10 protein-coding genes, 2 rRNA genes and 3 pseudogenes (1 of these 15 cut by a window edge) are annotated in these 11,955 nt (G+C 65.3%); 6 read left to right on the top strand and 9 right to left on the bottom strand.

From position 1 onward, the window contains the following. Window positions 1-152: 152 nt before the first annotated feature. The 3 genes and pseudogenes from AAG092_RS00090 to AAG092_RS00080 form a co-directional block, all read right to left on the bottom strand. Window positions 153-749 (bottom strand): annotated as a pseudogene (locus AAG092_RS00090) (methyl-accepting chemotaxis protein); the annotation flags it as partial. A gap of 261 nt (window positions 750-1,010) precedes the next feature. Next, window positions 1,011-1,811 (bottom strand): annotated as a pseudogene (locus AAG092_RS00085) (cache domain-containing protein); the annotation flags it as partial. Between the two features lie 149 nt (window positions 1,812-1,960). After that, window positions 1,961-3,280 (bottom strand): Na+/H+ antiporter family protein, encoded by a 1,320-nt coding sequence (locus tag AAG092_RS00080; RefSeq protein ID WP_373388013.1) that lies wholly within the window; start codon window positions 3,278-3,280, stop codon window positions 1,961-1,963. Between the two features lie 244 nt (window positions 3,281-3,524). Here AAG092_RS00080 and AAG092_RS00075 point away from each other — a divergent pair. From AAG092_RS00075 to AAG092_RS00065, 3 genes and pseudogenes are all read left to right on the top strand, one after another. Then, a pseudogene (locus AAG092_RS00075) lies at window positions 3,525-4,808 on the top strand (HAMP domain-containing protein); the annotation flags it as partial. A 102-nt stretch (window positions 4,809-4,910) separates the two neighbouring features. Beyond that, window positions 4,911-5,666 carry a methyl-accepting chemotaxis protein gene (locus tag AAG092_RS00070; RefSeq protein ID WP_373389539.1) on the top strand — a complete coding sequence of 252 codons (756 nt, stop codon included), beginning with the start codon at window positions 4,911-4,913 and terminating at the stop codon, window positions 5,664-5,666. A gap of 128 nt (window positions 5,667-5,794) precedes the next feature. Then, the gene (locus AAG092_RS00065; RefSeq protein ID WP_373388012.1) at window positions 5,795-6,391 is read left to right on the top strand and encodes an NADPH-dependent FMN reductase; all 597 of its coding nucleotides are present in this window, start codon (window positions 5,795-5,797) and stop codon (window positions 6,389-6,391) included. Here the strand turns inward: AAG092_RS00065 and AAG092_RS00060 are convergent, their stop codons facing one another. From AAG092_RS00060 to AAG092_RS00045, 4 genes are read right to left on the bottom strand one after another with little or no spacing between them, the layout of a single operon-like run. Further along, on the bottom strand, window positions 6,392-7,708 hold the full coding sequence (locus AAG092_RS00060; protein WP_373388011.1) for a sensor histidine kinase: 1,317 nt from the start codon (window positions 7,706-7,708) through the stop codon (window positions 6,392-6,394). Then, on the bottom strand, window positions 7,705-8,373 hold the full coding sequence (locus AAG092_RS00055; RefSeq protein ID WP_061904563.1) for a response regulator transcription factor: 669 nt from the start codon (window positions 8,371-8,373) through the stop codon (window positions 7,705-7,707). Before AAG092_RS00055 ends, AAG092_RS00060 begins: the two co-directional genes overlap by 4 nt. Next, window positions 8,373-8,687 (bottom strand): PepSY domain-containing protein, encoded by a 315-nt coding sequence (locus AAG092_RS00050; protein ID WP_373388010.1) that lies wholly within the window; start codon window positions 8,685-8,687, stop codon window positions 8,373-8,375. The genes AAG092_RS00055 and AAG092_RS00050 overlap by 1 nt, the downstream gene beginning before the upstream one ends. Continuing rightward, window positions 8,687-8,995, bottom strand: a complete 309-nt coding sequence (locus tag AAG092_RS00045) for a PepSY domain-containing protein (protein ID WP_021700274.1) — start codon at window positions 8,993-8,995, stop codon at window positions 8,687-8,689. Before AAG092_RS00045 ends, AAG092_RS00050 begins: the two co-directional genes overlap by 1 nt. Before the next feature lie 171 nt (window positions 8,996-9,166). Between AAG092_RS00045 and AAG092_RS00040 the strand changes: the two genes are divergently transcribed. From AAG092_RS00040 to queD, 3 genes are read left to right on the top strand one after another with little or no spacing between them, the layout of a single operon-like run. Beyond that, a complete protein-coding gene (locus tag AAG092_RS00040) occupies window positions 9,167-10,246 on the top strand; it encodes a patatin-like phospholipase family protein (RefSeq protein ID WP_373388009.1) in 1,080 nt (359 codons plus the stop codon). Window positions 10,247-10,267: 21 nt separating this feature from the next. After that, window positions 10,268-10,624, top strand: coding sequence for a DUF5329 family protein (locus tag AAG092_RS00035; RefSeq protein WP_373388008.1), 357 nt, complete (start codon window positions 10,268-10,270; stop codon window positions 10,622-10,624). A gap of 53 nt (window positions 10,625-10,677) precedes the next feature. Beyond that, complete coding sequence (queD, locus tag AAG092_RS00030; protein WP_021700277.1) at window positions 10,678-11,034, top strand: 6-carboxytetrahydropterin synthase QueD; 357 nt, start codon at window positions 10,678-10,680, stop codon at window positions 11,032-11,034. A gap of 181 nt (window positions 11,035-11,215) precedes the next feature. On the opposite strand, the gene rrf is transcribed toward queD, so the two are convergent. Then, window positions 11,216-11,331: ribosomal RNA gene (rrf, locus tag AAG092_RS00025) — 5S ribosomal RNA — on the bottom strand. Between the two features lie 137 nt (window positions 11,332-11,468). Then, window positions 11,469-11,955 (bottom strand): 23S ribosomal RNA (locus AAG092_RS00020) (it continues 2,405 nt past the right edge of the window).

The raw sequence follows: 11,955 nt of genomic DNA, 5'->3' as shown, positions 1-11,955 counted from the left end.
CCAGCCCTACCCGTGAAGCAAGCGTGGCCCGGATGAAATTCGGGTAGATGTGCCCCCGGATTTCATCCGGGCTACTGGACCGAGTCAGCGGTGCAGGCCGCAACAGAATGAACAAGGGCGCCCATGGGCGCCCTTGCTCGTTGTGTAGGTACTCAGATACGGAACTGCCGCACCAACGCCCCCAGGCGCTCGCCCAGGCCGGCCAGGCTGCGCGAGGTCTCGGCGCCGTGACGGGTTTCCTCTGCCACGCTTTCCACCGCCACGGCGATCTGGTGCACGCTGCGATTGATCTCCTCGGCCACCGCGGTCTGCTCCTCGGCGGCGCTGGCGATCTGCGCGTTCATCGCATTGATGGTGCCGATCAGCTGAGCGATGGCGTCCAGCGAGGCGCCGGCCTGGTTGGCCTGCTCGCTGGTGATCTCGCCGGCATCGCTGGAGCGGCGCATGGCGGTGACGGCGTCACGGGTGCCCCCCTGCAGGCGGTCGATCATGCCCTGGATTTCCTGGGTGCTCTGCTGGGTGCGGCTGGCCAGCGCGCGCACCTCGTCGGCAACCACGGCGAAGCCACGCCCGGCCTCGCCGGCGCGGGCCGCCTCGATGGCGGCGTTGAGCGCCAGCAGGTTGGTCTGCTCGGCGATGGAGCGGATCACGTCGAGCACGCTGACGATGGACTGCACGTCCTGCTGCAGGTTGTCCAGCGACACGCCGCTCTCGCGGATGTCCTCGACCAGGGCGTGAATGCGCTCGATGCTGCCATCGACCACCTTCTTCGCCGCCTGGCCCTCGTTGTCGGTCTGCTGCGCCGCCTCGGCCGCGCCCTGGGCGCTACGCGCCACCTCGTGGGCGGCAGCGGACATCTCGTTGATCGCCGTGGCCACCTGGTCGGTCTCGTGGCGCTGGCGCTCCATGGCCTGCTCGGAACGCTGCGCCTGCGCGGCCACCTCGCCAACCAGGCCGGTCAGCTGGGTGGTCATCTCGGCGATCTGTCGCACCAGGCCGTGGATTTTCTCGACGAAACGGTTGAAGGAACCCGCCAGTTCACCCAGCTCGTCCTGGCTGGTAACCGGCAGGCGGCGGGTCAGATCACCCTCGCCGGCGGCGATGTCATCCAGGTTGGCCTTGATCTGCTGCAGCGGACGCAGGAAGGCGTTGCTCAAGGTCAGGCCGAGGATGCCGAACACCACCAGCATGATCACGGCGATCACCAGGATGCTGGTGAGGATGGTGCTGACACGCTCCTCGATGGCCGCCTCGACCTCGGCGACCTGGGCCTCGACGCCGTCCAGGTTGACCGCCGTGCCCAGGGCCAGGTCCCACTTGGGCAGGTAGTAGCTGTAGGCCAGCTTGGGTACCAGCACATTCTCGTTGTTCGGCAGCGGCGAGCTGTACTGCACATAGTTGCTGCCGTCCTTGGCCACGCGAACGAGCTCATCGTTGACGCGTACGCCGTTGGGGTCCTGGCGGCCGGTAAAGCTCTTGCCCACATCCACCGGGCTGTCGCCGCGAAACAGGCGGATCACCTGGGAGTCGTAGCCGAAGAAGTAGCCATCCTTGCCGTACTTGATCTTGGCGAGGATGGCGATGGCCTGCTCGCGGCTGGCCATGTCGCCCTGGCTCGCGCCGTCATACAGCGCCTGCACCGAGCCCATGGCGATCTGCATGTAGTGCTGCAGCTCGCGGCGACTCTCCTGCAGCAGGCGCTCGCGCGTCTCCTTGACCTCGCCCTCGGCCAGATCGAGCAGAATCTTGGCCGCCGCGCCACTGAGCACGATGGCGAACAGGATCACCGGCAGCAGGGCCAGCAGGAGCATTTTGCTTTTCAGTGTGAGGCGCATTGTCCTTTCCTCTGGAGGGCGTCTATTCGAAAGCGAAACGGGGCTGCCGGTTTATCGGCAGCCCCGTCGATTGCATAAGCGACCGAGCGGTCACTTAGGTTTAGCGCAGGGTGTCGGCTTGCGCCCTAGAGCAGCATGGCGGCGGCCCAGCCGAACATCAGCAACGGCAGGTTGTAGTGCAGGAAGGTCGGCACCACGGTGTCCCAGATGTGGTTGTGCTGACCGTCGATGTTCAGCCCCGAAGTCGGGCCTAGCGTCGAGTCGGAGGCTGGCGAGCCGGCATCGCCCAGGGCGCCGGCGGTACCGACGATGCAGACGATCGCCAGCGGGCTGAAGCCCAGTTGCACCCCCAGCGGCACGAAGATCGCGGCGATGATCGGCACGGTAGAGAAGGACGAACCGATGCCCATGGTCACCAGCAACCCGACCAGGAGCATCAGCAGTGCGCCCATTGCCTTGCTGTTGCCGATCCAAGCAGCCGAAGAATCCACCAGCGCCTGCACGTCGCCGGTGGCATTCATGACCTCGGCAAAGCCCTGCGCGGCGATCATGATGAAGCCGATCATGGCCATCATCTTCATGCCTTCGGTGAACAGGTCGTCGGCCTCCTTCCAGCGCACCACGCCGGACACCGAGAACACCACGAAGCCCGCCAGCGCCCCGACTATCATCGAGTCCAGCCACAGCTGCACGACAAACGCCACGGCCACCGCCACGCCGGCCACCAGCAGGCTCAGCGGGCTGTAGCGCGTCTCGACCCGCTCGGCCTGGGCAATCGGCTGCAGGGCGTACTCGCGCTTGCCGCGGTAGCTAAAGAACACCGCCAGCAGCAGGCCGAACAGCATGCCGACGGCCGGGATCAGCATGGCCTCGGTGACATTCACCCCGCTGACGTCCACCCCGGCCTTGGCCACGTTGGCCAGCAGGATCTCGTTGAGGAAGATGTTGCCGAAGCCCACCGGCAGGAACATGTAGGGGGTGATCAGGCCGAAGGTGATGACGCAGGCGACCAGCCGGCGATCGATCTGCAGCTTGCTCAGTACATACAGCAGCGGCGGCACCAGCAGCGGGATGAAGGCAATGTGGATCGGCAGGATGTTCTGCGAGGACACCGATACCGCCAGCAGCAGGCCGACCAGCAGCCACTTCAGCGCGCCACCGCCCTGCTCCTGCTGGCTCCCCACCAGCGCCAGTGCCCGATCGGCAAGGGCATGGGCCAGGCCCGACTTGGCGATGGCCACGGCGAAGGCGCCGAGCAGCGCGTAGGACAGCGCCACGGTAGCACCGCCGCCCAGGCCTTTATTGAAGGCGGCCAGCGAGCCCTCCAGCCCCAGGCCGCCGAGCAAACCGCCGGCCAGGGCGCCGACGATCAGCGCCACCACCACGTGCACCCGGCACAGACTGAGGACCAGCATGATGCCGACTGCGACTACCACTGCGTTCATTGCGAGACTCCAATTGCCGACTTGCACAAACCGCGCGCGGCGGGAAAAAAGCGCAAGACTCTGCCTGATCGGTCAGCTTCTGTCAAAGAATCCGGCGTGCGAAATTCTGGGCAATGCGTGCATAATTCCTGTCAGCTCACCCAGCGGTTTTCCGCCGTAGCTCAAGTCGGCCATGAAATCGGTCAAGCTTCCGTCGCCCTTACCGATACATGACTCAGTAGTCTGAACTCACAAGGACCCGCCCATGCTGTCCCGCCTGTCTATCCAGTGGAAAATCACCCTGCTCGCCGGCCTCTGTCTGCTGGCCATAGTGACCTTGCTGGTAGGCGCCTCGTTGTACCAGGCCACGCGCAGCGCGCAGCTGGTACGCACGGCCAGTTCGGGCATGCTGGAAGAGTCCGCGCGGCTGCGCATGGCCGCCCGCGGTGAGCTGCAGGCGATCCGCATCCAGCGCTACTTCATGGACGCCTACCAATACGGCAAGGGCTTCTCGCGCCAGGTGCTGTTCCTCAAGGATCAGGCCGAGAAACGCTTTCTCGATGCCTTCGACCTGCGCGAGGACATGACCCGCCAGGTGCGCTCGGCCCTGGAGGCCAACCCCAACCTGCTCGGCCTGTATCTGGTGTTCGAGGCCAACGGTCTGGATGGCAAGGACGACCTGTTCGCCGGTCAGGCCGAACTGGGCAGCAACGACAAGGGCCGCTTCTCCCTCTACTGGTCGCAGAGCACGCCGGGCACGCTGGAGTCGGAGTCGATGGACGAAGCGCAGCTGCAGGACACCACCGCCGGCCCCAGCGGCACCCCCTACAACGCCTGGTACACCTGCCCGCGCGACAGCCGCAAGACCTGCGTACTCGACCCCTATTTCGACGAGGTCAACGGCCAGCAGGTGCTGATGACCAGCATCGCCTTCCCGCTGGAGCAGAATGGCAAGGTCATAGGCGTGATGGGCGTGGACATCAGCCTGGAGAGCCTGCAGCAAATCGCCCAGAAGGCCAGCAGCGAGCTCTACGACGGCCAGGCCCATGTCAGCATCCTCAGCCCCGCAGGCCTGCTGGCCGGCCACAGCCGTGAAGCCGGCAAGCTGGGCAAGCCGCTGGAGGATGCCTTCAGCGATCACCAGAGCGAGATCAAGGCCCTGCTCGGCAGTGGCCGCGCCGAGTTCCTCGAACACGACAGCGTCCTGCGCGTGTTCGAGCCGCTGCTGCCGATTCCCGAGGCCCAGCCCTGGGGCGTGCTGCTGGAGGTTCCGCAGCAGACCCTGCTCGGCCCGGCCAGGCAGCTCGAACAGCGCCTGGAGGAGCGCCGCACCGGCGACTCGCTGTTCTCCCTGGCGGTCGGCCTGCTCGCCATCCTGGTCGGCCTGGCCCTGATGTGGCTGACCGCGCGTGGCGTGACCCGCCCCATCCTCGGCGTGGCCGGCATGCTGCGCGACATCGCCAGCGGCGAAGGCGACCTGACCCGCCGCCTGGACTATGCCAAGCAGGACGAGCTGGGCGAGCTGGCCGGCTGGTTCAACCGCTTCCTCGACAAGCTGCAGCCGATCATCGCCGACGTGAAACGCTCGGTGCAGGACGCCCGCAGCACCGCCGACCAGTCCGCCGCCATCGCCAGCCAGACCAGCGCCGGCATGCAGCAGCAGTTCCGCGAAGTGGACCAGGTGGCCACCGCCTCCCAGGAAATGAGCGCAACCGCCCACGACGTGGCCAACAACGCCGCCCAGGCCGCCGATGCTGCGCGCAGTGCCGACGCCGCAGCCCGCGAAGGGCTGACGGTGATCGACCGCACCACCCTGTCCATCGAGCAGTTGGCCAGCGAACTCAGCTCCGCCATGAGCGAGGTCGAAGCCCTGGCCAGCAGCAGCGAACAGATCGGCTCGGTACTTGAAGTGATCCGCGCCATCGCCGAGCAGACCAACCTGCTGGCCCTCAACGCGGCCATCGAGGCGGCCCGTGCCGGCGAGGCCGGCCGCGGCTTCGCCGTGGTCGCCGACGAGGTGCGTAACCTGGCCAAGCGCACCCAGGACTCGGTGGAGGAAATCCGCCAGGTGATCGAGAACCTGCAGAGCGGCACCCGCGACGTGGTCGGCTCCATGCACAGCAGCCACAAGCAGGCCCAGGGCAGTGTCGAGCTGGTCGAGCAGGCGGTGACCTCGCTGCGCCGCATCGGCGACGCGGTCACCGTGATCAACGACATGAACCTGCAGATCGCCTCGGCCGCCGAGGAGCAGAGTGCGGTGGCCGAAGAGGTCAACCGTAACGTGGCGAGCATTCGCGATGTCACCGAGGCCTTGTCCAGCCAGGCCGAAGAGTCGGCACGGGTCAGCCAGAACCTGAACAGCCTGGCCAACCACCAGCAGGGGCTGATGGACCAGTTCCGCGTCTGACTCTATCTCTGCGCCGCGCCCCGACCGGGGCGCTGGCGTCATCCGACCACATCCCTGTCGCCCCGCCACTTGCCTCGTTCCAGAGCGGCCGGTAGCCTGCGCGCAGTCATTCGCCAGGAATTCTCGCCATGCTCAATATCGCCCTGATCGCCGGCTCCAGCCGCAGTGGCAGCCAGTCCGCCAAGGTCGCCCGCTTCCTCCGCCAACGCCTGATCGAGCTGGGCCTGACCCGCCATGAGCAATGCAGCCTGCTCGACCTCGGCGAACGCGGCCTGCCGCTGTGGCCGGCCGACGACAAGGGCCCCTGGACCGAATACCAGCAGCAGCTGGCCGCCGCCGACGCGCTGGTGGTGATCGCCCCGGAATGGAACGGCATGGCCTGCCCGGCCGTGAAGAACTTCTTCCTGTACGCCAGCAAGGCCGAACTGGCGCACAAGCCAGCGTTGCTGGTGGGGGTTTCCTCGGGGATCGGTGGTGCCTACCCGATCAGCGAACTGCGCGCCTCGGGCTACAAGAACTGCCGCATCGCCTACCTGCCGGAACACCTGATCGTGCGTCAGGTGGAGGCGGTGCTGAACGAGGGCGAGGCCAGCGGCGAGGACGACCTGCGCATCCGCAAGCGCGCCGACTACGCCCTGGACATCCTCGGCAAGTACGCCGAAGCGCTGAAGCCGGTGCGCGCGGCCATCGACCTGAGCAATCCGGCCTTCACCAACGGCATGTGATCAGCGCCGCCCGGGCAGGCTGATCGCGACCCGCAGCCCGCCCAGCGGGCTGTCCTCGAGGCTCAGGCTGCCGCCCCAGGCCTCGACCATGTCACGCACGATGCCCAGGCCCAGGCCGTGGCCGGCAACCTGCTCGTCCAGGCGGGTGCCACGCCCCAGTACCGCCTCGCGGCGTTCGGGGGCGATTCCGGGCCCATCGTCGTCTACCCACAGCCGATAGTCCTCGCCTTCCTGCACCAGGCTCAGGCGTACTTCGGCATCGGCCCATTTGCAGGCGTTGTCCAGCAGATTGCCGAGCAGCTCGAGCAGGTCTTCCCGGTCCCACGGCAGGCACAGCCCGGGCTCGGCCTGCCACTCCAGCTTCAGGCCGTGGCTGTGGATCATGCCCAGGGTGCTGAACAACCCCGGCAGCTCCGCCGCACAGTCGAAATGCGCCCCCGGTAGCGCCTCGCCAGCCAGGCGCGCGCGCCCCAGCTCGCGCTCCAGGCGCTGGCGGATCTGCCCCAGCTGCTCACGCAGGGTGACCTGCAGCTCGGGCTGATCGCGCAACTCCTCACGTTCGCTGAGGCTGACCAGCACCGCCAGCGGCGTCTTCAAGGCATGCCCGAGATTGCCCAGCGCATTGCGCGAACGCTTGAGGGTGTCCTCGGTATGGCTCAGCAGGTGATTGACCTGCGCCACCAGCGGCACCAGCTCCTGCGGCACCTGGCTGTCCAGCTCGGTGCGCCGGCCCTGCTGCAGCTGGGCAATCTGCTCGCGCACCCGTTCCAGCGGGCGCAGCGCCGAACGCACCGTGTAGCGCTGGGCCAGCAGGATCAGCAGCAGCGCGGCGGCGCCGAGTCCCAGCCCCAGCCATTGCAGGCGACGAAAGCTCTCCAGAATGGGCGTGTAGTCCTGCGCCACGCTGATGGAAAAACGCTGACCAAAACGCTGATAGTCGCCACGATAGACCAGCAGCAACTGGCCCCGCGGACCGTCACCCAGGCCGTCCTGCAGGCCCGCGCGGGCAGGCTTGGGCATATCACGATCCCACAGGGAGCGCGAGCGCCAGGTCTCGTCGGCAAAATCGATACGGAAGTAGTGGCCGGAAAACGGCCGCTGGAACGTCGGGTCCAGCCGCCGCTCGTCCAGCTGCACGCCGCTCTGGCCGCGCACCAGGGCGACCAGCAGGGTCTGCGTCTCGTCCTTGAGGTCTTCCTGCAGGTAGCGGCGCAGGCTGTGGTCGAACAGCCACAGGCTGCTCTGCGCCAGGATCAGGCCCACCACGATCAGCACACTGGCCAGGCCCAGGCTGAGGCGACGTTGGATCGACTTCAAGTGTCGACCCCGGCGTAACGGTAACCCTGGCCACGCCGGGTCTCTATCACCTCGCGCCCGAGCTTGCCGCGCAGGCGATTGACATGCACCTCCAGGACATTGGAGTCGCGCTCGCTCTCGCCATCATAGAGATGGTCGGCCAGCTGGCTCTTGGACAGGATCTGCCCGGGATGCAGCATGAAGTAGCGCAGCAGGCGGAACTCGGCGGACGTCAGCTCGATCTGCTCACTGCCACGCGTCACGCACTGGCGGCTTTCGTCCAGCTGCAGCCCGGCAGCCTCCAGCTGCGGCTGGTTGGCCAGGCCGTGGGCGCGGCGCAACAGCGCCTGGATACGCAGGGCCAGCTCTTCGGGATGGAAGGGTTTGGTCAGGTAGTCGTCGGCGCCGGCCTTGAGACCATCGATGCGCTCGGCCCAGGAACCGCGCGCCGTCAGAATCAGCACGGGCGTGCTCAGGCCGCCGGCGCGCCACTCACGCAGCACCTCGAGCCCCGGCTTGCCCGGCAAGCCGAGGTCGAGAATGATCAGGTCATAAGGCTCGGTTGCCCCCTGATAGGCGGCATCACGGCCATCGGCCAGCCAGTCCACCGCATAGCCCTGCCCTTTGAGGCTGACCAGCAGTTCATCGGCCAGGGGCACATGGTCTTCCACCAGCAACAGGCGCATCAGTCCTCCACTTCGTCCTTGAGGATACGACCGTCACGGGCATCCAGCTCCAACTCGCGAACGGTGCCGTCGGCGGTCAGCAGCTCCACCTCGTAGACCAGCACGTCATCCTCCTCTTCCAGTTCCGCCTCCAGCAACTCGGCCCCGGGGTAACGCCCCAGGGCCGGTGCCATCAGATCTTCCAGGGGGCGGATGACACCCTCCTGGCGCAGGCGCAGAGCCTCATCCTGGTCGAGATCGCGGGCCTGGGCATCGAGGGCCAGTACCGCGACGATCAGGGCGAAGATGCCGCTATAGCGAAACACGAACTTCATCAGTCATCCCGGTGCTCTTGCAGGATCTGGCCATTGGTGGCGTCCAGCTCCACGTCCCACTGCACGCCCTGGGCATCACGCAGCTCGACCTGATAGACATAGCGGCCATGCTCCTGCTCCAGTTCGGTGTCCTCGATCTTGCCGCCCGGGTACTTGGCCAGCGCAGCCGCGTTGAGCTTCTGGAAATCCTGGATGGTGCCTGCATCGCGTAGCTTCAGCGCCTCGTCCGGGCCCAGGTCACGAGCCTGGGCGATACCGGCGGTGGTGGCGAGGGCCGCGATGGCAAAAAGACTGGTCAGCTTGTTCATGGTGTTCTCCTTGGGGGTGTCTGTTGTCTACGGTGCCCAAGATAGCGATGCCGACTTAATTCAAGCTGAATCCGCACAAGACTCACAGCTGACGGGGTATTCACCCGCTGAAGCCGCTTGGCCTGAACCGGCACGCCACTATAATCGCTGGCCTGCAATACGGAGCCGAGCATGACCGCCATCCATATCAAGTCCCCAGCCCTCAGCCTGCGCGCCGGCAAGCGCGCCCTGAGGCGTATCCGCGAGCAGGGCCTGCGGCCAGCCGATGTCGCTATTCTGCCTGGCGCCGCCGGTGGCCCCAAGGGCCTCGGCATCCAGGGACTCGATCTGGCCCTGTTCGGTGACTGGCTGCCACGTGCACCCCGCGAACGCACCCTGATCGGCGCCTCGATCGGCTCCTGGCGTTTCGCCAGTGCCTGTCTGCCCGATCCCTGCGCCGGTATCCGCCGCCTCGGCGAGCTGTATACCGGCCAGCGCTTCGCCAAGGGCGTGAGCATGGCCGAGGTATCGCGCAGCTGTGTGCAGCTGCTCGATGACCTGCTCGAAGGCCAGGACGCGGCGGTGCTGGATAATCCGCTGTACCGCCTGAATATCGTGGTGGTACGCAGCCACGGCCTGCTCCAGCATGACCATCGCGGCAAGCTCGGCTTGGGCCTGTCGTCGGTGATCGGCAACAACCTGCTGAGCCGCAGCCGCCTGGGCCGGCATTTCGACCGGATAATCCTCCACGACGCCCGCCAGATGCCGCCACTGGGTGCCTTGAACGACTTCCGCTCGCACTTTCATACCCTCGCCGAGGACAATCTACGCCACGCCCTGCTGGCCTCGGGCTCGATCCCCATGGTGATGGAGGCGATCCGCGAGATCCCCGGCCTCGAACCGGGCGCCTACCGCGACGGTGGCCTGCTCGACTATCACCTCGACTTGCCCTACCAGGCCGATGGCGTGGTGCTCTATCCGCACTTCACCGACAAGGTCATCCCCGGCTGGTTCGACAAGGGCCTGTCCTGGCGCCGCGGCGACGCCGAGCGCCTGCAGGACGTGCTGCTGCTGGCGCCGTCGCGCGAGTATCTGGCCAAATTGCCCCATGGCAAGCTACCGGACCGTAGCGACTTCAAGCGCTACCTAGGCGACGATAGCGGACGCGAACGCTACTGGCGCAAGGCAATGATCGAGAGCCAGCGCCTAGGTGATGAGTTCCTCGAACTGGCCGACAGCGGTCGCCTGGGCGAACGCCTGCAACCTCTATGAACGTACGGCCAGAAAGCAATCATGCCGCTAAGCCGAAGCCGGGCGCTTTCTACCCTGATCTTCTGCGGCAACGTGCAGGCCGCTCTGGATGAGCAGGGCCGCAAGGAAGTGAATGAACTGCTCGCCTTCGTCGAGGGCAGCGGCTGCCGGTTCATCCGCAGTGGCAGCAAGCATTCGCCCGCCAGCAACTGCAGAGATCTGGAGGAGAAGGGCCTGCTCAACTCGCCCGAGGACTTCATCACCCGCGCAGCGACCGCAAGCAGCATGAGCGATGAGCCCCTCCTAGTGAATTGCCGGGGCAAGTTGCAGCCTTCGCCGGCTGGCTCAACAGCACGTTCGATCGCCTGCGGCAGGCTCGTCAAGCGTCCGAACTGGTAAACTGCCAGGCGAGCTTCACGCCGCTTCGCGGCCTATCCAGCAGAGCGTTTATCTTGGAACTGTTCAAAGAATTCACCTTCGAATCCGCCCATCTCCTGCCGCATGTGCCGGCGGGCCACAAGTGCGGCCGCCTGCATGGCCACTCCTTCCGCGCCGCCATCTATATCGAGGGCGAGGTCGATCCGCACACCGGCTGGATTCGCGACTTCGCCGAGATCAAGGCGATCTTCAAGCCGATCTACGAACGCCTCGACCACAATTACCTGAACGACATCCCCGGCCTGGAAAACCCCACCAGCGAGAATCTGGCCAAGTGGATCTGGCAGGAACTCAAGCCGCTACTGCCGGAACTGTCACGCATCCGCGTACACGAGACCTGCACCAGTGGCTGTGAGTACCGCGGCGACTGACCTGCCCTAGCGCTGAAGAAACGCAAAAGCCACCGGTGCGGTGGTTTTTTAATGCGCGCGATTCACGCATGCGGGATGCGCACTTTGCCCTCGGACTGCCGAGACAGCAGTCCTGGAAAGTATTTCGCCCATAAAGGCCAAACCCCCACCCGCTTTCGCGGATGGGGGTTTGGGGATAGGAGCTTGACGATGACCTACTCTCACATGGGGAAACCCCACACTACCATCGGCGATGCGTCGTTTCACTACTGAGTTCGGGATGGGATCAGGTGGTTCCAACGCTCTATGGTCGTCAAGCAATTCGGTTGCTGTGTCGGTGTTAAGCCGCCACAGCGAATTGGGTATGTGATCTTGGCTTTGCGGTTCTTAGCGAACTTTCGGTTCGTTTGTCGACTTCACCATCACCGACAATCTACAGATTGTTTGGGTGTTATATGGTCAAGCCTCACGGGCAATTAGTATTGGTTAGCTCAACGCCTCACAGCGCTTACACACCCAACCTATCAACGTCGTAGTCTTCGACGGCCCTTTAGGGAGCTCAAGGCTCCAGTGAGATCTCATCTTGAGGCAAGTTTCCCGCTTAGATGCTTTCAGCGGTTATCTTTTCCGAACGTAGCTACCCGGCAGTGCCACTGGCGTGACAACCGGAACACCAGAGGTTCGTCCAACCCGGTCCTCTCGTACTAAGGTCAGCCCCTCTCAAATCTCAAACGTCCACGGCAGATAGGGACCGAACTGTCTCACGACGTTCTAAACCCAGCTCGCGTACCACTTTAAATGGCGAACAGCCATACCCTTGGGACCGGCTTCAGCCCCAGGATGTGATGAGCCGACATCGAGGTGCCAAACACCGCCGTCGATATGAACTCTTGGGCGGTATCAGCCTGTTATCCCCGGAGTACCTTTTATCCGTTGAGCGAT

The organism is Pseudomonas alcaligenes (assembly GCF_041729615.1).
GTDB classification, from domain to species: Bacteria; Pseudomonadota; Gammaproteobacteria; order Pseudomonadales; family Pseudomonadaceae; genus Aquipseudomonas; species Aquipseudomonas alcaligenes_B.
This window is presented reverse-complemented; position numbering and strand designations above follow the sequence as displayed.